Here is a 20,581-nt window from a genome sequence, read left to right on the forward strand (position 1 = left end):
AACTACTGCCGTCAGGTGACGACATAACGGCAGAAACCACCCTTCCGTCGAGATTTCAAGTTTGCAAGCTGGAAGAACCGAACCCGCGCAGGGTGGCCCCTCGTCGCAGTTCACGATTCCAGCCGGAGGGCTTCCAATTCATCACACGGGAATGGAATTCCGCTCCAGGCCTTCGAATACGCTTCACTACCGCCACACTTCGCCAGCACAGCGTCAGCCATGACCACCACGCTTCGAATGAATACGCGTACGTCAACTAGACCGCGCCATCGCAAGCTACCACCACTCCAGCGACGGGACTCCGATTCCATGTCAGCGAATTGGACGACCTGCAAGTACACCACCCCTTCATCCGCTCCGGAAAAGAACAGAAAGGTACCCGCAGGCTCAGCAGGAAGGAAAGCAATTGCCGAGCTTGACCCCAACTGGAGGTCGATGGCCGCTTGCACTACTGAACCGAGCCCATCCCCCACGTACGTGGTGTGCACCTCGATAGTCTCTTGCGGAAAACGTAGGACGAGGTCGGCAGAGCCGGTCCGCACCATCTTCCAATCCAGAGAAAATTCTTCCACTTCCATCACCTTGGATAGGCGGTACGCAGGGATCCGTCCGGGTTGAGGATCACTTCGACGCTCGTTTCACCCCTGGATCCAACAGGGTATTCGAAGTCGTATGTGTGAATTGTTCCGTCGCGAGGACGCCCAGCTGCATCAGGGGTATTCGGCCGCCCCCGCGTTTTGGCCGTGTCCTCGATCAAATCTCCAATGTCATCGAGGTCAAGATAATCGGAGAACGTAGTGTTACCTGGCGCCACCCCAGGACTTCCATTCACATGCTCGTCCAACACATGTTGCCATCCGTCGCCACTGAAGAGATTGCAGTTGCTGTTGTGAACGAGGACCGGAGTCTCGCCCGCCAGCACATAGTACGTGTGCAGGCCATCGACGGTGAGGTTGTACGTGCGGGCGTTCTTCGTGAAGTGCCGGTTGGCGGTGACGATGACCGTGTCGCCGTCGTCCGTGCGCAACGTCATGCCCGGCCGGAGACTGCCCGCCTGGACCCAGTCTCGCTGTGACGGGGACCAGAAGGGGTGCTCGTGGGTCGCGGTGAGGTTTTCGATGCCGTTCTCGGTGGCGAGGGACAGCTCGTTGAAGTGCTTGTCGTCCTCGGTGACGATGAGGCGGGTGACCTTTCGGGGGTCCGTCTCACCGGTTCTCGGGTCGGTGGCGAGGACCTCGTCGCCGACCTTGACGTCCTCGATGTCCTTGGTCCTGCCGTCGGCCATCAGGACGTCGGTACCGGCGAGGAAGCACTTGCAGCCCTTGCCGAACTTCGCGAGCCAGTCCCCGACGGCGTCGACGCCCTTCTTGAGCACCGAGTCGGGCACCAGCTTCAGGGCCTTGGCGAGGGGAAGGTCCGTTCCCGCCACGAGGCAGCTCTGCGCGCCGGAGCCGGAGAGACAGTCCTTCCATGCCGTGGGGTCGGGCAGGACGAGCGAGGCGACGGTCTTGAAGACAGTCACGGTGATCGCGTTGTCGTACGGCTTGAAATCGATCTTCTTGCCGAGCGTCGGCAGGTCACTGCCCGTCTTGTAGATGCTGTGGAGCTCGCCGTCGGAGCGGTAGTTGTAGTGGGTGTTCTCGTAGTGGTAGTCCCAGGTTCCGTCCCCGTTCGGGGTCATCCAGTCCCGGTAGGTGTCGTCGCCGTCCTTGCAGCCCCTGTCGCACATGGTGACCGGCTTGAGGCCGTCGGGGTCCATGAGGCTGACCGGGTTGTTGACCGAGTACGAGTACGCGTTGAGGTTCTGCGGTGCGTACGGCGTGACCAGCGGGTCCGGGCTGAGGAAACGGCCCAGCGTGGCGTCGTACATGCGGGCGCCCAGGACGGACAGGCCCGTCGTGTCGTCCTCGGGCTTGCCGAGGAAGCCGCGGTCGCTGCCGGCGGGCAGGTCGGTGTCGCCGTTCTGGGCGCCGAAGGGCAGGTAGCGGCGGCGCGACGGGGTGCCCGTGGCGGTGTCGACGGTCAGCTGGGTCGACGCCTGGGTGTCGGACATGACCCAACTCAGCTTGCTGGTGGTCGGGTCCACCGCCGTGCGCGAGGCGACGACGCCGCTGCCGTCGCTGTAGTAGCGCGTGGCCTTCGCGTCGGCGCCCGGTGCCTTGTGGACCTCCTGGCCGTCCAGATACAGCACGTTCTCGTTCGGTGAGCTGCGCAGCAGCAGGCTGCCGCCGGCGTCGTAGACATAGCCGGTGGTGCTGGCCCCGCTGGTCGCGGTGACCTGACCCAGGGCGTTCCAGGCGAGGTCGGTCGTGGCCCCGTTCACCGTGCGGCTCTTCATCCGGCCGGCGTCGTCGTAGGTGTAGCTGTCGGTTCCGGCCGGTGTCTTGACGGTGGAGACGGCGTGCGGCCGGTCGGCGCCGGCGGTGTAGGTCGACTGGTCGGCGGAGTAGCCGGGGTAGACATAGTCGTTGACTTCGGCGCCGGTGGCGGTGGTGTTGGTGACCTTCTGCAGGTTGCCGATGCCGTCGTAGGTGTAGTCGAGTTGGTAGGGGTCCTGACCGGTGGACAGGTCGGTGGAGAAGGGGCCGGCGCAGCCGGTGGCCGCCGCCGAGGTCCAGGCGCGGGAGAGACGGATCAGCTCGTCGAAGGTGTAGCACTGGTGCTGGCCGGTGATCCGGTCGGCGAGGTCGGTGGTCTGGCCCGCGTTGTCGCGGAGGTAGTCGTCGTTCTGGACGGTGCCCTTCGTGCTGGTGGTCGTGGTGATGTTCTTCAGCCAGCCGGTGCCATTGGCGTCGTCGTACGCGTACGAGCGGCGGGCCGTGGTACCGGTCGTGGCGGTGGTGCCGTAAGTGCGGTCGGTCAGGCGGCCCAGGCTGTCGAAGCCGGTCGCGTCGACGTAGACCGTGTTGTCGAGGTCGCTGGTGACCTTCTCCGGGTTGCCGAGGGCGTCGAACTGCGTGGTGACGGTCTCCTGCGGCAGGTCCCCGACGGCCGGGTAGGTCACGCTGGTCTGCTGACCGCCCGCATTGTGGGTGGAGGCCGTCTCGTAGGTGCCCTGCAGGCCGCTTCCGTCGGCGGGGATCGTCGTCTGCGCCCCGGTGGCGTTGCCGTCCACGTCGTAGGAGGTGACGGAGGTGGTGTAGGCATAGCTGCCCGAGTACGAGGTCGAGCCGGCAGGCAGGCCGATGCCCCCTGGCGCCGTGTCGTAGCTGTTGCGGGTCAGCACCGTCGACCCGTTCTGCACGGTCAGCGGCCGGTTCAGGGCGTCGTACGTGTACGTCAGGACGGTGCCGTTGCCGTCCTTGGTCGTCTCGATGTTGCCGTTTGCATCGTAGGTGGAGGCGCCGATTCCGTTCGGGTCGCTGTCGGGGTCCTTGCCGCCCGTGCGCTCGCCGAGCCAGTTGTAGGTGTACGTGGTGACGTTGCCCTTGGAGTCGGTGATCTTCGAGAGTTGGCCGCTCCGGGTGTAGTCGTAGTACGTCGAGTACGTGGACGGGCCGAACTCAACGACCCTGGTGACCTGACCGAACACGTCGTAGTAGGTGTTCGTGCGCTCACCAGCGGCAGGCATCGTGGTGGTGTACTCGCCGTGGAAGTTGGTGCGCGTCTGGCCCTGGCTCTGCGCGATGCCGTTCACCAGGATCCGCGACTCGGTGGTCCGGCCGGCGAAGTCGATGATCAGGTCGGTATAGGAGGGCAGGTCGGTCACGGTGGGCAGGACCATGCCGGAGCCCGCGGCGTCCGCGTTGTAGAACGCGGCGCTGGCGCCGGTGACGTTGCCGGATGTGTCGTAGCGGGTCGACACGACGGTCCGTCCGGTGCCGGTCGGAGCCGGGGTCTGTGTCTCACGGGTGCGGCCCAGTCCGTCGACGTACTTGTATGAAGTCGCCGTCTTTCCACTGGACTCCAGCAGGGTCCGCGTCGTGATCTTCGGCGGAACCGCCGAGACCAGATCGGGGACACCCGCGCTGTTGTCCGACACGGTGACCGTGTAGTCGTACGCGATGGACGGCGTACCGCTGGGATAGGCGGCGATCTGGGAGGGCTTGAAGACCTGCGCGATGCGGCCCACCGAGTCGTGCACGATCCGGGCCGTGTGGTTGTTGGCGTCCAGGATCCGGTACGGGGTGCCCCACAGGCGGGAGTACCAGGTGGTGGTGGACTGTGGCCCGGCTCCGGCCGTGGTGCCGTCGGGGTCGGGGGTGGTCACCTTGACGCCGTTGACCGGCCAGGACGTCGCCGGTGAGTAGGTGGTCGTGGTGGTCTTCTGCTTGCCGTCCGTCGCCGTGATCTGGCGGCCGCCCTGGTCGTACGTCGCGCTCGTGCGGCGGTAGTTGGTGGCATCCGTGTAGTTGCGCACCTCGGTGGCGTTGCCGTCGGCCGGCTTGTTTGTCGCGACCGAGGTAGCGCCGTCGTACAGCGTCACCGTGTAGGCGTCCTGGTTGGCCGACGAGCGGGCCGCGCAGTCGGCTGCGTAGTGGCGGGTCTCGTCGGGCAGGACCATCCAGCGCTGGACCTGCGAGTTGGGGAAGTAGTCGGTGTTGTAGGCGCGGCCGTAGGTGGTGCAGCGGTTGTCGTCGGTGGCGGACAGGCCCCAGTCGTTGGTGCGCAGGGGCAGGCCGTACTTGGTGCTGGCGGGTTCTGCTGTGTCGTACTCGTCCTTGACGACGTGCTCGCGCCAGCCGGTCGAGGTCTTCTCATCAGTTGTGGTCTTCGACTCACGCACGAAGCGGGCGTCGGGCAGACCCTCGTACTGGGCCGTGTTGTACACCCAGTACTCGTGCCAGACCCGCTTGTGGGACTGGCCGGAGCCGTCGCGGTTGCTGGTCTCCAGGATCTTGCCGTTCAGCCAGGCCGAGTCGGTCACCGCCGGGGTCGCGCTGTCGCCGTCGTCGACGGTGACGCTGCGGGTGGCTGAGGGGTCGGTCTTGGAGGTTCGGTCGCCGTCCATGCCGCGGTAGAGCCAGTAGTAGGTGGAGGCCGCGTTGGACTTGGTGCCGGTGTGGACCTCGACCTGCTGGTAGCCGCGCCACTCCGTCCAGGACTCGTCCTCGTCCTTGGTCAGCGGATCGTTGGGGAAGGCCCAGGCCGGCTTGCCCACGTAGTCGTAGGTGGTGGTCATCACCGGGTCGCCGTCGTTGCCGGAGCCCGCCCCGGGGCCCGGGTCCACGCTCACCTTCGACACGACGTACTTCTTGAACCAGCCCGTCTGCTCCGTGGTGGAGCCCTCCGGCACCCAGCGCTGCTTGAAGCACGCCTCGGTGTTGTTGGATTCCGTGGGCGGGTTGTTGATGTCGCAGGTGTCCTGCTCGTCGTAGTTGCGGTACGTGACGTTGACGAAGGAGCCGAGGTCACCGTGGATCTGGGTGACCCGGCGGAAGTTGAGGACGCCGCCGCCGAGCTGGTTGTCCCGCCAGTCACCGTTGATGTTGATGGTGGGCAGGGTGATGTCGGGGCCGTCTCCGTAGCCCTTGCGCTGGACGTAGTCGAGCCAGAGGTTGGCGTCGACCACGCCGTCCGGGTTGGGCAGGCCGTACTTCATCTGGTACTGCATCGCCGGATCCCACGCCGAAGCGTCGTCGTCCCGGACGTAGGTCTTGATGTCCCACAGCATCTTCGCGGCGAAGAAGGTCGGCGAGTAGGTCTCACCGGTGATGGTGCGGCAGCCGTTGTCGGCGTCGGTGCCGTCACACATCAGGTCGGTGGGCACGTCCGGGTAGGAGTCCGGGTTGGAGGAGATGGCCGGACAGGCCGCCGGCTCACTGGCCAGCGGGTCCGTGTCCGACATGCGCTCCACGCAACGGCCTACGTAGCGCAGGTCGACCTTGGCGGGCAGTTGGGCGCCGGGGATCTGCGAGGCCCAGCCGTACTCGATCCTGACCGGGTACGCGGCGGAGTCGTAGGCGCGGGCCTGGTCGGTCAGCAGCACCGAGCGGTAGTGGTTCTGCTCCTTCTCGTAGAAGTAGGCGGACTCCACCTCGTTTGGGTCGACCACACGGTCGAGTTGCCAGCGGTATGCCTGGTCCCGGACGCCGACGCCGCCGTTGTAGCCCGGCTCGCCCGGGTTGTTGCCGAACACCGGCACCGTCAGCACCGAATCCGTGGCCGCGCTGGTGCGCTCGGAGCGGCCCCAGCCGAAGTAGTAGCGCATACCGTTCTGGGCGGAGATGACCCAGTACTCGTCGTCCGAGCCGTGCCCGCCCGTCAGGTGCTGCACGCGCCAGCCCGGGTCGTCCTGGACGTGGTAGGAGCCAGTGCCGTTGCCGTCCTGGACGAGGGTGGAGCTGACGCCGTTGAAGTGGATGACGTACATCGCGCCGTCGGGTTCGAGCGTCGAGTTCGGTGAGTCCCAGCACAGGTCGCCCACCCAGCCGGTGCCGGTGCCGTCGTCCTGGCAGCCGCGGTAGCGTCGCTCGATGAAGCCCGTTCCGCCCAGCTCCCAGCCCAGACCGGCCCAGCCCGCCTGGGTGTTCTGGGCCGAGGTCATCGCATCGACCGACTGCGAGTTGTACGACAACGACAGCGGCGGCGTGGGGCCGGTGGGCGGCTTGGGGATCTGCACTGGCAGGTTGTAGGTGAACGCGCCCGAGCCGGTGGAGACGTTCCACGACCCGGACGGCTTCAGCGACGAGGCCCGGTAGTCGCCCGCCTCCGACGAGGAGCCCGACGCCAGCGCGTAGACCGTCCCGGAGGCGGCAGTGGTGGTGAAGGACGGTGCCGACTGGAACTTCGACACTGCTGAGCTGTTCGACTCGATCAGCGAGACTCCCGCGTCCGGGTCACCGTCCGCCTGCACCGTGGCCGTGATCGTGTCACTGTCCGTGTCGTTGGTGACCGGTACGGACTTCAGGTTGTCCGGCGAGCAGCCCTTGGCCTTCGGCGTGGTCAACGCACAGGCCGGCAGCGCAACCAGGCGCAGCCGGGAGGCGAAGTTGCCGCCGTAGGCGTACTTGAAGTCGGAGTAGTCGATCGAGACGCGTACCGGGCCGGGGGTACCGGTGCCGTCGCGCCGGGTGACCTGGACGCCGAGGCCGACACCGCCGGCCTTGGCCAGTTGGGCATGGTCGAGGACCTTGACCCCAATGTCCTCGGGCGCGGAAGTGAGGAGCGACGATTGGGGCCGGGCCAGGGCCGACACCGGCGCCGGGCCCACCTGGACGGCTGCCTCGCCGCCACCGGACGGGACCACCGGGGCAGACTTGCCCGGGGCCAGGTCGGACAGGGAGATGCGCGCCTGGGCGGCCTTGGGCCACTTCGGACGGACCGGCTTCGTCCGCGTCGGCTCCGCCATCTCATCCTTCGGGACGGAACCGGCCTCCCCGGCGGGAACGTCCACGGGCGGCTTCGGCTTGGCAGCGGAGACCGCGGCCGTGGCCTCGGCCACCGGGACCGCAACCAGCAACGAGGCCGCCATAGCCATGGCCAACGCCCACGGCGTCGCCTTCCCCTGCCTGCGCGCGTGTCGCACGGGACCATCCCCAACCAGACGAAGCCGGGACACCGTCCCGGCGTTGACAGCAGAGCGAACAGGCCGTGACTGCGCGGCACCAACAAAAAGATGACTGCTCAGAGGCCAAATCAAGTCGGCACGTTAAACGTTGCGACTGACATGTGAACAGTCACGCAAAGCGGAATGATCAACAGAAACAGGCCTTTACGGCACCCTTACGAATGTGACGTCAATCACGCTTTAGCCGGATCGGGAACCAGTTGCTGAGCTGCACAAACAAACGCTGGTGCAAGAAGTGGGGGAAGTGGTTCAATTCCGCGTCACTGCGTCACATCACAGCGCGCACACGCCGAGCGAAGGATCCCGAGTCAGATGAACGGCGAGACGTCCGGCCCGAGCCGACGGCAAGTGCTCAGACGGGCCGGCGGACTGACGGCTGCCGCCCTCACCGGGTCCCTGGTCCTCACCCAGGCCGGCACCGCCTCCGCGGCCGTGCCCGCCTCCCAGCGGTTCGATCTCACCGACGGATCCGACAAATGGCTCCGCGAGATCCTGCTGAGCGAGACTCGGATCCTGCAGTCCTTCGCCTTCGACAACACCAACAAGCACCTCTACACGGCCCAGTTGGTGCAGGCCGGCCGCATCCTCCCCGGCGAGACCCGGACGTACACCGGCACCGAGCGCTCCACCAACGGCGACCTGTGCATCACCCGGCTCGACTGGCAGGGCTACATCATCGGCCGGATGTACCTGAAAGGCTTCGGTCACGGCGTCTCCATCGGCGTCGAGCCGTCCGGCAACAGCGCCTATCTGTGGACCGAGACCGAATCCGTGCCCGACAGCCAGAACAACGGCTACGGCACCAAGGTCGCGCGCTTCAAGTTCGCCAACGGAGCCGTGCTGCAGCCCGACTCGTTCCAGGTCACGCGCTTCGATCCGGTGCCGGGCTCGGATCACAACACCGTCGCCGTCGATCCGGTCAACAACCGCCTCGTGCACCGGCACCGGATCAACGGCGCCTGGCAGTTCAGCCTGTACGACCTCGCCACCTTCAAGGCCGGTACGTTCACCCCGCTGGCGGCCATCCCCCAGCCTGACGTTCTCACCGGTAAGACCTTCCAGGGGTACACCAGCCTGGGCCAGTACCTGTACCTCCTCGACGGCACCGCGTACACCTACGACGCAAGCGGCAACCAGACCAGCCAGAGCAACACCTACCTGACATCCGTCGACTGGAACACCGGCATCGTCTACGAACGCCGCTGGAGCAACGCCGCCTACAGCCTGTTCTACCGGGAGCCGGAGGGTCTGGCCGTCCAGATCCCCGACCTGGCCAACCCCGGCGCCCTCCGCCTCCACATCGGCTTCGGCTCCGAGGAGTCCCTCAGCCAGACCGACAAGAAGGCCACTTTCTACTACAAGGACCTTCTCGTCTGAGCCCCCGTGTGTGAGGGCCCGCCCGGGCGGCCGGGCGGGCCCTCGCACGCTGCCGGGCGAGACTCCCCACCACATCAAGTCACGCGCGGCGGTGCCGCCACCCCTGCCAGGCCGACTCGATCATCTCGTCCACGCCGTAGCGGGCCGACCACCCGAGTTCCTCGCGGATGCGGTCCGCCGAGGCCACGACGCGCGCCGGGTCGCCGGCGCGACGGGCGGTCACCTCGGGGGTCAGGTCCTCCCGTCCGGTGACCTTGAGGATGCGGTCGACCATCTCCCGCACCGAACTCCCCTCACCCCGGCCGATGTTCAGCGTGAGAGCCGTGCCTGCCGCGGCCTCCTTCAGCCGCGATGCCGCCGCGACGTGGGCGGACGCGATGTCCTGCACATGGATGTAGTCGCGGACGCACGTGCCGTCTGACGTCGGATAGTCGTCGCCGAAGATCCGCGGCGACTCCCCCGCCTCCAGGCGCTCGAACACCATGGGGACGAGGTTGAAGACTCCAGTGTCGGACAGGTCCGGCGAGGCCGCTCCGGCTACGTTGAAGTAGCGCAGGGAGGCGCCCCGAATGCCGTACGCGGTGGCCGCCGCCTTGATCAGCCACTCGCCGATGAGCTTCGTCTCCCCATACGGGCTGAGGGGCACGCACGGTGTCTCTTCCATGACGAGGTCCACATCGGGCATGCCGTAGACCGCCGCGGAGGAAGAGAACACGATCTTGTCGACGCCGGCCGCGGACATGGCCTCAAGGAGCGTCTGCAGGCCGGTGACGTTCTCCCGGTAGTAGTGAAGGGGCCGCTCGACGGACTCTCCGACCTGCTTCTTCGCCGCGATATGCACCACACCTGTCACAGTATTGTCACGCATTGTCCGCTCCAGCAGGTCGCGGTCCCCGACGCTGCCGACCGCGAGGGTCACCCCCTCCGGAACCCGGTCCGCACTACCGGTGGACAGGTCGTCGTACACGACGACGGACTCCCCGCCGTCGCGCATGGCGCGCACCACATGTGCGCCGATGTACCCCGCCCCACCGGTGACCAGCCAACTCATGCTCATGCCTCCAGGGTCTAGTCCGTGCCTGCAGACTCTTCTGCGGAGTTGGAAAAATCGAGTCGGGCAGACAGGACGCAAGGGGCCAAAAGGGATAAAATCGCCACCATCGCGAGCATGCTTCGCGGTCCCCGGAGAGAAAGCAGGGGCCTTGCAGAGTCAGGCAATTCCATTGGGCCGCCTTCAGACGCGCCGCCACCGCTCCCACGGAAACTTTCCATGAATCCTTTACGCTGATGCGGCCGGACCCTGCGGGCCCAACTGCGTCCGGAGCGGTCCCACTTCAGTCCGTGCGTACATGGTCAGCTCTCGGAACAGGTTGAAGGATGCCCAAAATCTCGCTTGTCGTCCCTGCATACAAGGTGCAGGGCTACTTAACAGAGTGCCTTGACTCCATACTCGGGCAGGACTACACGGACTTCGAGGTCATCGCCGTCGACGATTGTTCGCCGGACGGCTCGGGCGTCATTCTCGATCGATACGCAGAGAGAGACGCGCGCATTCATGTGATTCACCTCACTGAAAACGTTGGTCTGGGGCGCGCGCGCAACGTGGGACTGGAGAAAGCCCAGGGTGATTACGTCCTGTTCCTGGACAGTGACGACACGTTGTCCGACGGGGCGCTGGCGGCGATAGCCGACCGCCTCGCGGCGACCGGGGACCCGGACATACTCGTCTACGACTACGTGCGTACCTACTGGGACGGCAGGGTCCGCCCCAATCAGAGAGCGGATCTGCTCAGCGGCGAAGGCCCGGACGTCTTCCGCCTTTCCGACCGCCCGCAACTGCTCGACCTGCTCCAGATCGTCTGGAACAAGGCCTACCGGCGTGACTTCATCACCCGCACCGGCCTCACCTTCCCTCCCGGGTACTACGAGGACGCTCCCTGGACGTTCTGCTCGCTGATCAGCGCCGAGCGAATAGCCATCCTGGACCGCGTCTGTGTGCTTTACCGGCAGCGCCGCGAAGGCGGCAACATCCTCAAGACCGTCAGCCGCAAGCACTTCGACGTCTTCGACCAGTACCGCCGCGTGTTCGACTTCATCGCGGCCCACGAGGAACTCGACCAGTGGCGGACACCGATGTTCTGCAAAATGGTCGACCACTATCTGACCGTGCTGGAGAGACCGGACCGACTGCCGCGGAACGCCCGGGCGGAGTTCTTCCACCGCGCCGCCGCCGACTATCGCGCGCACCGGCCCGAGGGATTCCAGCGGCTGGCCGGCGGCCGCGGCCACAAGTACGCGATGCTGGAGCGCGACGCGTACGCGGCCATGGCGAGCGCCACCGCGGCCGTGAAGTTCCGGCGCAGGGTCAGGGCTCGGGCACGGAGCGCCGTCAACCGGTCCAAGCGCAGCGCCATGGGCGTCTTCTACCAGTCGCAGCTGCGGCTGCCGCTCGACGAGAACCTCGCCCTGTTCTCCGCCTACTGGAGCCGCGGCGTCTCCTGTAACCCCGCCGCCGTCGACGCGGAACTCGCCCGTCTCGCCCCGCACATCCGCCGGGTCTGGGCCATCCGGCCGGACGCGGTGGACCAGGTGCCCAAGGGCGTCGAGTACGTCCGCGTCGGCTCCCGGAAGTACTGGGCGGCCCTGGCGCGCGCCAAGTACTTGGTCAACAACGTGAACTTCCCGGACGCTGTGGTGAAGCGAGAGGGTCAGATCCATCTCCAGACCCACCACGGCACTCCGCTGAAGACGATGGGTCTGGACCAGCAGAAGTACCCCGCCTCCACCGACATGGACTTCGACAAACTCCTCAAGCGGTGTGACCGGTGGGACTTCAGCCTCAGCTCCAACGCCTTCTCGACGGCTGTGTGGGAACGGGTCTACCCCAGCTCCTACGTCTCCCTCGAGGCCGGCTACCCGCGCAACGACGTCCTCGTGAACGCCACGGCCGCGGACGTCCGACGGGCACGCGCGCAGTTGACGCTCGCCACCGGCACCAAGGCCTTTCTGTACATGCCCACCCACCGCGAGTACCAGCCGGGCTTCGACCCGGGCCTGGACCTCGGTCGGCTCGCCGACGAGCTGGGCCCCGACGTGACCCTGATGGTGCGGGGCCACTACTTCTACGGCAGTTCCCCACACATTGCCGAACTGCGGCGCAGCGAGCGGATCGTCGACGTCTCGGCGCACCCTCGGGTGGAGGAGCTCTACCTGGCCGCGGACGCGCTCATCACGGACTACTCGTCGGCGATGTTCGACTACGCCGTCCTCGACCGGCCGATCATCATCTACACGCCGGACTGGGACATCTACTCCACGGTCCGCGGCACGTACTTCAACCTGCTGGAGGAGCCGCCCGGGATGGTGGCCACCTCACAGGCCGAGTTGATCCGGCTACTCGGCTCGGACGAGTACGACGGACCGGACGCGGCCGAGCGACGTGCCGCGTTCCGGCTCCGGTTCTGCGAGTTCGACGACGGACGTGCAGCCGAAAGGGTGGTACGCCGCGTCTTCCTCGGCGAGGAGACTCCGCTGCCGTTCGTCCCGTTCACCGAACGCTCCCACGCACCGACCCCCGACCAGGCGCTCGAATCGGTCGAGCGGGCCTGACCTCGAAAGGAAGACCACCAAGCCATGGCCCCTCGGCTCAGTGTCATCGTCCCCATCTACAACGTGGAAAGGTATCTCCCCGCCTGTCTGGACTCGTTGGCCGCGCAGACCTTTCGCGACCTCGAGGTACTGATGGTCGACGACGGTTCGCCGGATGACTCCGCCGCGATCGCCGCGGAGTACGAAGCCCGCGACCCCCGCTTCAGGCTGATCCGCAAGGAGAACGCCGGCCTCGGCGCCGCGCGCAACACCGGGCTGACCCGCCTGGCACCCGAGTGCGAGTACATCGCCTTCGTGGACAGCGATGACATGATCCCTCCGGACGCGTACCGGCTCATGGTGGAGAGCCTGGAGGAGAGCGGCTCGGACTTCGCCACGGGCAACGTCCAGCACATCAACAGCACCAAGATCTGGCAGTCCCCGATGCACCGGATCCTCGCGGGTGGCGCAGTCAAGCGCACACACGTCTCGCGGAACCGGAAGCTGCTGACGGACCGGATCGCCTGCAACAAGGTGTTCCGCCGCTCATTCTGGGAGAAGCACCGGCTCGCCTTCCCCGAGGGAGTGCTGTACGAGGACGTCCCGGTCATGCTGCCGGCGCAGTTCCTCGCCGAGGCCGTCGACATCATCAGCGAGCCCACGTACTACTGGCGGCTGCGCGAGGGAGAGGCCGCTCCCTCGATCACCCAGCGCCGGACCGAGCCGAAGGCCGTGCGGGACCGCACGGCGGCCGTGGAGTCCGTCAGCCGCTTCTTCGCCTCTCAGCCCGGCGAGTTGGCCGCCGAGCTGAAGCGGGAGTACGACCACACCGCGCTCACCGGCGACCTGCGGATCTTCCTGAACGTCCTGCCGGACGGCGACGAGGAGTTCCGTGCCGAGTTCCTGCGGGTGATCAACAAGTACCTGGACCAGGTCGACCCGCAGATCGTCATGGACCTGCCCGCGGCCAGCCGCATCAAGTGGCTGCTCGTCCGCAAGCACGCGGTGGACGAGATCGTGGAGATGATCAGGGCGGAGCGGCGCGGCGACCGGGTGGAGATCGACGGGCTGATCCGCAAGTACATCAGCTACCCCGGCCTGGAGAAGGCCGCCGCTCAGCTGCCGAAGAAGGCCCGGCGCGTCGACCCCGACCTCAAGCTGCACGCTCCGCTGCAGGACGTCCGCTGGGGCGACGACGGCGAGCTGCTGCTCTCCGGGCACGCGTGGATCAACCAGATCGACCAGTCGACCAAGCGCAGCGCGGTCAAGATCCTCGTCCTGAAGAAGGACGGTTCCCGCAGGGTCAGCGTGCTGCCGCTGCGCAACACCTACGTTCCAGAGGCCACGTCGCTGTCCGGGCATCGGCACACCAACTACGACTGGTCCGGCTGGGAGCTGGCGCTCGACCCCGCCAAGCTGCGCCGGGGAGGCCGCTGGGAGGAGGGCACCTGGCGGGTGGGCATCGGCATCACCACCTCCGGGCTGGTACGCAAGCGGGCGGTCCAGGTGAAGGGACCGACGCAGGCCAATCACCCGCCGTACAGCTGGCTGGACGAAGACTTCCGGCTGCTGCCGACCCCGGAGAAGGGCGCGCTCCGACTCGTTGTCGAGCGGGTTCGCGCACTGATCACGGACCATCGTGCGGTCGGCACGGACATCGAGATCGACGGTCGGATCCGGGTGCCGCTCGCTGCGGGCGAGACCGTCTCGCTGCGCGTCACCAACCGCAGGAGCGGCGAGCGGATGCACTACCCGGTCAGCCTCAGCACCGGCTCCGGCGCGCACACGCCGTTCACCGTCCGCGTGCCCATGCTGGACATCGCCCTGCTGCGTGAGCATCAGGACGTCGTCAAGGAGGAGAACGCCGCCGGCGGGGCCAATCCCGCGCTCGCCTCGCGCCGCAACTGGAGCACCCAGCTCGTCGCGGTGGCCCCGGACGGGACGGAGCGCCGCTTCTCCACCGTGGTGCGCGAGGGCCTCGCCGACCGCCAGGTGCGGCTGCCCGCCTCACTCGCCGACGGTTCCGACCGCAACGAGATTGCGCTGCTCGCCGGATACAACGGCTATCTGAAGTTCTCCGGCCGACCGCTCCAGGCCAGGATCACCGAGGTGGTGTGGTCCGAGGACCGCTATGTCGTCCAGGGCAGCACACCCGCCGACATCGAGGGCACGGTCCTCGTGGTCAAGGCCCGTGACCGATTCGACGAAAAGACGGTGCCGCTGCACACCTCGCCGGACGGCTCGTTCCGGGCCGAGTTCACCCCCGCGTCCATGTCCGGGCCGGACGGGTCGTTGCCGCTGAAGAGCGGACGCTGGAACTTCTTCCTGCGCCCCGCGGACGGCGGCTACGACATCCCGTTCGTCGTCGACCGGCTGGCCGTGGGCAGCTTCCCCGTGCTCGGCTCCGCCAAGGACCGGCAGTACGAGGTCGAGGCCCGGTGGCACGACTTCCCGCAACTGCACTGCCCGTCCGACCTGACCATCCTGGAACGTGGCGCCTACCGCCAGGAGCGGCTGCGCAAGGACGTCTACGAAGCGGGCCGGCACCAGCCCCTCCGGGACGCCGTGCTGTTCATCAGCTACAACGGCAAGCAGTACTCGGACTCGCCGCGCGCCATGCACGAGGAACTGCTGCGCCGGGGAGCCGGCCTGGAGTATCTGTGGCTGGTCCGCGACGGACAGGTCAACCTGCCCGACACCGTGCAGAAGGTGCGGTTCTGGAGCACGGAGTGGTACGAGGCCCTGGCCCGCTGCCGCTACATCGTGACCAACGCCCACCTGCCGCACTGGATGGAGCGGCGCCCCGGCCAGGTGATCGTGCAGAACTGGCACGGCACCATGCTCAAGAAGATCGGTCTCGACATCGAGGCGCCGAAGTTCGACCCGCAATACCACGAGCGACTGATCCAGGAGGCCCGCAACTGGACCATGCTGGTCTCCTCCAACCGGTTCAGCACGCCGATCCTCAAGCGCGCCATGGGGTACGACGGGGAGATCGTCGAGACGGGATACCCGCGCAACGACTACCTCTACTCCCCCGACCTCGAACAGCGCGCCAAGGAAATCAAGGAGCGCATCGGCCTGCCCGCCGACAAGCGCGTCGTGCTGTACGCGCCGACATGGCGGGACGACCTGTCGCACCGGCGGGGCCAGTTCAAGTTCGACCTGCGCCTCGACGTCGAGGACGCCCGCGAGCGGCTCGGTGACGACCACGTCCTGCTGGTCCGTCGGCATTCCAACGTGGTGGACAGCATCCCCGGCGCGGGCAACGGCTTCGTCTACGACGTGTCGGAGTACCCCGACATCGCAGACCTGTACATCATCGCGGACGTGATGGTCACGGACTACTCCTCGGTGATGTTCGACTACGCGCATCTGAAGCGGCCCATGCTGTTCTTCACGTACGACCTGGAGCACTACCGGGACAAGCTGCGCGGCTTCTACTTCGACTTCGAGAACGACGCGCCGGGCCCATTGATCCGCACGTCGGAGGAGCTGGTCGGCGCCCTGTGCGACATCGACAAGGTGTCCGCCTCGTACGCGGAGCGCTACCAGCGCTTCCAACAGTTGTTCTGCGACCTCGACGACGGCAACGCCGCGGCCCGGGTCGTGGACCGGATGCTTGAGCAGGCCCGCGAGGTCTGATCTCGACCGGCGGAAGCGAGAAGAGAGGGTCGGGCCCCGGAGCTCTCTTTGACGGGAAGGGCGTTGACGGGTCGGCTCCCCCGGCTGACCCGGGCGCCCACTCGAGTGCGGTGCGGACGCGGCGGGAAACTGCCGCGTACGGCACGGCCGTTGCCGTTTCGGACGCTGCACCAGCAGCGCCGGGGCGGTCCGCGAAGTCGTGGAGCTCGTGCCCCGCACCGACCGCGACGTGGTGCCGGCCCGGCTGAACCGCCCGGTCACCAACGTCACCCCCATCGCCCTGGCCACCGCCGCGCCCACCGCCGGCGAGGAGCTGACACTCGCCGGATACGGCCGCAGCGCGGACGAGTGGGCGCCGCTGAACCTGCACACCGGCGGGTTCTCCGTCGACGCATCCGCGGCCACCACCGCCACGGTCACCGGCAAGGACGGGGTCGCCGCCTGCATGGCGACCGCTTCGGCTGCACCCTGGCAGCCGTCAACACCGCCCCGCGTGAGGTGAGCTCCACTGCGACGATGAAGCCGGCCGTCGGCGTCCCGAACAAGGCCCTCGGCTCGACGGCGAACGCCGGCGCGGTCCAGACCTTCTCCTTGCTGGGTGAACCCGGTGCCAACGACCGGTGGCTGGAGGTCGGCGACGGTGACGGCACCCCCGGCACCCCGGGCACCCCGGGCACCCCGGGCACCCCGGGCACCCCGGGCACCAACCAGTACCTGGGCCGCAGCATTCACTGCACCGGCACCCACCTGTACGTCGGTATGGCGTACGGACCCGACACCTACGGCACCCTGTACGCCCTGCCACTGTCCAACGTGACCGCCGACGGTACGGTTGCCCCGGTCACCACCTACCAGCCCGGCCAGAGCGGCCTGCCCCCGGCCGGCGCTCGCTTCGGCTACGCGGCACGGTAGGGCCCTTTCCGGTTCCATGAAGTCGGGGGTGCCCGGTGAACTCCGGGCACCCCCGTTCTGGTGACGCGTCGAGCGCGACGCAGTACGTCGCCTCGATGCCGACGATGAGGCCGCGCGGAGCGGGAACTCCGTTCCCACTCCATGGACGTCTCCCCACTACTGAGCTCAACCTCGACAGGCGGGTCCGGCGCATGCACGTCCGGACCGCCCGCTCATCGCTCAGAACGGCTCGAATCCGTCGAACTCCCGCTGCACCTCGTCCCGTTCGGCCTGCCGGTCCCGGCGGCGCTGGGCGGCGGGACGGGTGCCCTCGAACCGGTGGTCCTCGCCGCGCCGGCCGAGCATCTCCGCCCCGGCCGTCAACGACGGCTCCCAGTCGAAGACGACCGCATTGTCCTCGGGGCCGATGGCCACACCGTCCCCGGCGCGGGCGCCTGCCTTCAGCAACTCCTCCTCGACGCCGAGGCGGTTCAGCCGGTCGGCGAGGTAGCCGACGGCCTCGTCGTTGTCGAAGTCGGTCTGCCGCACCCAGCGTTCGGGCTTCTCGCCGCGTACCCGGAACAGGCCCTCGTCCTCGCGGATTACGGTGAAGCCCGCGTCGTCCACGGCCTTGGGCCGGATGACGATGCGCGTGGCCTCCTGCTGTGGCTTGGCGGCACGGGCCTTGGCCACCAGATCGGCGAGGGCGTACGACAGCTCCTTCAGACCGGTGTGGGCCACTGCGGACACCTCGAAGACGCGGTAGCCGCGCGCTTCGAAGTCAGGCCGGACCATCTCGGCGAGGTCTTTGCCGTCGGTTACGTCGATCTTGTTCAGGACGATGATACGGGGACGGTGTTCCAGGCCGCCGTACTGGCGCAGCTCCTCCTCGATGGTGTCGAGGTCGGAGACGGGGTCACGGTCGGACTCCAACGTGGCGGTGTCCAGGACGTGCACGAGTACGCTGCACCGCTCGACGTGCCGTAGGAACTCGAGCCCGAGCCCCTTGCCCTGGCTGGCGCCCGGGATGAGCCCCGGCACATCGGCGATGGTGTACACGGTCGAGCCGGCGGTCACCACGCCCAGGTTCGGCACGAGGGTCGTGAAGGGATAGTCCGCGATCTTCGGCTTGGCGGCGCTCAGCACGGAGATGAGCGAGGACTTTCCCGCGCTCGGGTACCCGACCAGCGCCACGTCGGCGACCGTCTTCAGCTCCAGGACGATGTCCCGTAGGTCCCCCGGCTCGCCCAGCAGCGCGAACCCGGGCGCCTTGCGCCGTGCGGAGGCCAGCGCCGCGTTGCCGAGTCCGCCCCGGCCACCCTGCGCGGCGATGTACGAGGTGCCGTGTCCGACCAGGTCGGCGAGGACATTGCCCGCCTTGTCGAGGACCACGGTGCCGTCCGGCACGGGCAGGACCAGGTCCTGCCCGTCCTTGCCGGAACGGTTGCCGCCCTCACCGGGCTTGCCGTTGGTGGCCTTGCGGTGCGGGGAGTGGTGGTAGTCGAGAAGAGTGGTCACGGACTGGTCGACGGTGAGGATGACATCCCCGCCACGGCCGCCGTTGCCGCCGTCCGGGCCGCCGAGCGGCTTGAACTTCTCCCGATGGACGGAGGCACAGCCGTGGCCCCCGTTACCCGCGGCGACATGCAACTCGACGCGGTCCACGAAGGTGGTCATGGTGAGGTGCCTCCAGAGACGTCAGAGAGTGTTCCTGCTTAACACGCGAAAGGCGGACCCGCCTTCCCGACCGGGAAGTGAGGTCCGCCTCGCGAAACGTACGGTCGAGCCGAATCAGCCGATGGCGGCGATTCAGGCAACCGGAACGATGTTCACGACCTTGCGACCACGGCTGGTGCCGAAGTGCACGGCGCCGGCCTGCAGCGCGAACAGTGTGTCGTCGCCACCACGGCCGACACCGGCACCCGGGTGGAAGTGGGTGCCACGCTGGCGGACGAGGATCTCACCCGCGTTGACGACCTGACCGCCGAAGCGCTTCACGCCGAGCCGCTGGGCGTTCGAGTCGCGACCGTTCCGGGTGGACGATGCGCCCTTCTTGTGTGCCATCTCTCCTCAGTCCCTTACTTCGCAGCCGCGGGGATCTCAGTGACCTTGATCGCCGTGTACTGCTGGCGGTGGCCCTGACGACGGCGGTAGCCGGTCTTGTTCTTGTAGCGCAGAATGTCGATCTTCTGGCCCTTGTGGTGGTCCACGACCTCGGCCTGCACCTTGATGCCGGCCAGTACCCACGGATCGCTGGTCACAGCGTCGCCGTCGACAACGAGCAGGGTCGAGAGTTCGACCGTGTCGCCAACCTCGGCGGTGGAAATCTTGTCAACCTCAACGATGTCGCCGACAGCAACCTTGTGCTGGCGACCACCGCTGCGCACGATGGCGTACACGCGGATCTCACTCTCTTGCTCGAAGAAACGGCACCCCCGCAGGCCAGCTACCCGGCGCACACACGCAAGGCAGCCTCTCCCGGCCACGGCCCGTGCCCGGGAGGAGAAGGTTTACAGGGATGTGGCGGTCCAGATGGACACGCCGACAGTCAAGATTACGGGCCCGGACCACGAGGGTCAAACCGGACCTCTGTCTCAGTCGCCGACCGACGAGACGTAGTCGGCGTAAGCGTCCTTGATCCGGGGCGTCGACAGCTCCAGGTGTTCCAGGATCGTGTAGCGGCCCGGCCGGGTCTGAGGTGCGAACTCCACGGCCCGGACGAATTCGTCGTCGGTGAATCCGATCTCTCGTGCCAGCACCGGGAGCCCGTGCCGACGCAGTGTCTCGGCCATCAGCCAGGAGCTGGTGTGGTCGCCGCGCAGGTGCATCGCAAACGCCGCGCCGATCCCGACCTGCTCGCCGTGGCTCGCGGCCCGCTCGGGGTACAGCAGGTCCAGCGCGTGACTGATCTCATGGCAGGCCCCTGAGGAGGGCCGAGTATGCCCCGCGATCGACATGGCGATGCCTGAGAGTACGAGACCCTCGGACAGCACGGTCAGGAATCCGTCGTCGCCGCAGCCGCCCGGGTGGCGCAGCACGGCCTCCCCGGCCTGGCGGGCCATCGCGGCAGCGAGTCCGTCGACCTTCTCACCATTGATCCGGTTGGACAGCTCCCAGTCGGCGACCGCGGAGATGTTGGACACGGCGTCGCCGATCCCGGAGCGGACGAAGCGAATCGGTGCCTCTCGTATCACCGCGAGGTCGACGAGCAGCGCGATGGGCGTCGGCACGCCGTACGAGCCGCGGCCCGCGTCATTGTCCAGGATCGAGACGGGCGAGCAAATGCCGTCGTGGGAGAGGTTGGTGGCCACGGCGACCATGGGCAGTCCGATGCGCGCTGCGGAGTACTTCGCACAGTCGATGATCTTGCCGCCCCCGAGCCCGACCACCGCGTCATAACGGCCGGACTTCATCTTGTCGGCCAGCCGTACGGCGTCGTCGATGGTGCCGCCGCCGACCTCGAACCAGTCGGCACCCGGCAGGACCGGTGAGAGCCGCTCACGCAGCCGCGCCCCCGAGCCGCCGCTGATCGCCACGGCGAGCCGTCCGGAATGGGAGATCCGCTGGTCC

General features: G+C 67.4%; 11 protein-coding genes and 1 pseudogene. 5 read left to right on the forward strand and 7 right to left on the reverse strand.

Going from position 1 to position 20,581, the window contains the following annotated elements; all coding sequences use genetic code 11:
* Positions 1-110: 110 nt before the first annotated feature.
* Entirely contained in the window at positions 111-578 is a 468-nt protein-coding gene (locus AC3ETA_RS01975; RefSeq protein ID WP_432191032.1) for a hypothetical protein, read from the reverse strand.
* Entirely contained in the window at positions 578-7,420 is a 6,843-nt protein-coding gene (locus tag AC3ETA_RS01980; RefSeq protein WP_432191033.1) for a polymorphic toxin-type HINT domain-containing protein, read from the reverse strand. Before AC3ETA_RS01980 ends, AC3ETA_RS01975 begins: the two co-directional genes overlap by 1 nt.
* A gap of 402 nt (positions 7,421-7,822) precedes the next feature.
* Between AC3ETA_RS01980 and AC3ETA_RS01985 the strand changes: the two genes are divergently transcribed.
* The gene (locus tag AC3ETA_RS01985) at positions 7,823-8,887 is read left to right on the forward strand and encodes a phage baseplate protein (RefSeq protein ID WP_432191034.1); all 1,065 of its coding nucleotides are present in this window, start codon (positions 7,823-7,825) and stop codon (positions 8,885-8,887) included.
* 79 nt (positions 8,888-8,966) lie between these two features.
* On the opposite strand, the gene galE is transcribed toward AC3ETA_RS01985, so the two are convergent.
* Positions 8,967-9,938: a UDP-glucose 4-epimerase GalE gene (gene galE / locus AC3ETA_RS01990; RefSeq protein ID WP_432191064.1), complete on the reverse strand. Its 972-nt coding sequence runs from the start codon at positions 9,936-9,938 to the stop codon at positions 8,967-8,969.
* A gap of 326 nt (positions 9,939-10,264) precedes the next feature.
* Here galE and AC3ETA_RS01995 point away from each other — a divergent pair, with 326 nt between their 5' ends.
* The 4 genes and pseudogenes from AC3ETA_RS01995 (at position 10,265) to AC3ETA_RS02010 (ending at position 17,032) form a co-directional block, all read left to right on the forward strand.
* On the forward strand, positions 10,265-12,496 hold the full coding sequence (locus AC3ETA_RS01995; RefSeq protein ID WP_432191035.1) for a bifunctional glycosyltransferase/CDP-glycerol:glycerophosphate glycerophosphotransferase: 2,232 nt from the start codon (positions 10,265-10,267) through the stop codon (positions 12,494-12,496).
* Between the two features lie 24 nt (positions 12,497-12,520).
* Positions 12,521-16,120, forward strand: coding sequence for a bifunctional glycosyltransferase/CDP-glycerol:glycerophosphate glycerophosphotransferase (locus AC3ETA_RS02000; protein ID WP_432191036.1), 3,600 nt, complete (start codon positions 12,521-12,523; stop codon positions 16,118-16,120).
* A gap of 169 nt (positions 16,121-16,289) precedes the next feature.
* Positions 16,290-16,568: pseudogene (locus AC3ETA_RS02005) on the forward strand (esterase); the annotation flags it as partial.
* 68 nt (positions 16,569-16,636) lie between these two features.
* On the forward strand, positions 16,637-17,032 hold the full coding sequence (locus tag AC3ETA_RS02010) for a hypothetical protein (RefSeq protein ID WP_432191037.1): 396 nt from the start codon (positions 16,637-16,639) through the stop codon (positions 17,030-17,032).
* Between the two features lie 219 nt (positions 17,033-17,251).
* Here the strand turns inward: AC3ETA_RS02010 and obgE are convergent, their stop codons facing one another.
* The 4 genes from obgE to AC3ETA_RS02030 form a co-directional block, all read right to left on the reverse strand.
* Positions 17,252-18,688, reverse strand: a complete 1,437-nt coding sequence (obgE, locus tag AC3ETA_RS02015; RefSeq protein WP_432191038.1) for a GTPase ObgE — start codon at positions 18,686-18,688, stop codon at positions 17,252-17,254.
* A gap of 132 nt (positions 18,689-18,820) precedes the next feature.
* The gene (gene rpmA, locus AC3ETA_RS02020; protein WP_432191039.1) at positions 18,821-19,075 is read right to left on the reverse strand and encodes a 50S ribosomal protein L27; all 255 of its coding nucleotides are present in this window, start codon (positions 19,073-19,075) and stop codon (positions 18,821-18,823) included.
* A 14-nt stretch (positions 19,076-19,089) separates the two neighbouring features.
* Positions 19,090-19,410, reverse strand: a complete 321-nt coding sequence (rplU, locus tag AC3ETA_RS02025) for a 50S ribosomal protein L21 (protein ID WP_393112460.1) — start codon at positions 19,408-19,410, stop codon at positions 19,090-19,092.
* A 195-nt stretch (positions 19,411-19,605) separates the two neighbouring features.
* A partial coding sequence (locus tag AC3ETA_RS02030) for an iron-containing alcohol dehydrogenase family protein (RefSeq protein WP_432191040.1) occupies positions 19,606-20,581 on the reverse strand: 976 nt, incomplete at its 5' end.

Source organism: Streptomyces sp. bgisy027, assembly GCF_057710365.1.

Coding starts and splice junctions, on each gene's coding strand:
- AC3ETA_RS01985 (WP_432191034.1), top strand. CDS start 7,823: ATGAACGGCGAGACGTCCGGCCCGAGCCGACGGCAAGTGCTCAGACGG.
- obgE (WP_432191038.1), bottom strand. CDS start 18,688: ATGACCACCTTCGTGGACCGCGTCGAGTTGCATGTCGCCGCGGGTAAC.
- galE (WP_432191064.1), bottom strand. CDS start 9,938: ATGAGTTGGCTGGTCACCGGTGGGGCGGGGTACATCGGCGCACATGTG.
- AC3ETA_RS02000 (WP_432191036.1), top strand. CDS start 12,521: ATGGCCCCTCGGCTCAGTGTCATCGTCCCCATCTACAACGTGGAAAGG.
- AC3ETA_RS01975 (WP_432191032.1), bottom strand. CDS start 578: ATGGAAGTGGAAGAATTTTCTCTGGATTGGAAGATGGTGCGGACCGGC.
- AC3ETA_RS01995 (WP_432191035.1), top strand. CDS start 10,265: ATGCCCAAAATCTCGCTTGTCGTCCCTGCATACAAGGTGCAGGGCTAC.
- rpmA (WP_432191039.1), bottom strand. CDS start 19,075: ATGGCACACAAGAAGGGCGCATCGTCCACCCGGAACGGTCGCGACTCG.
- AC3ETA_RS01980 (WP_432191033.1), bottom strand. CDS start 7,420: ATGGCTATGGCGGCCTCGTTGCTGGTTGCGGTCCCGGTGGCCGAGGCC.
- AC3ETA_RS02010 (WP_432191037.1), top strand. CDS start 16,637: ATGAAGCCGGCCGTCGGCGTCCCGAACAAGGCCCTCGGCTCGACGGCG.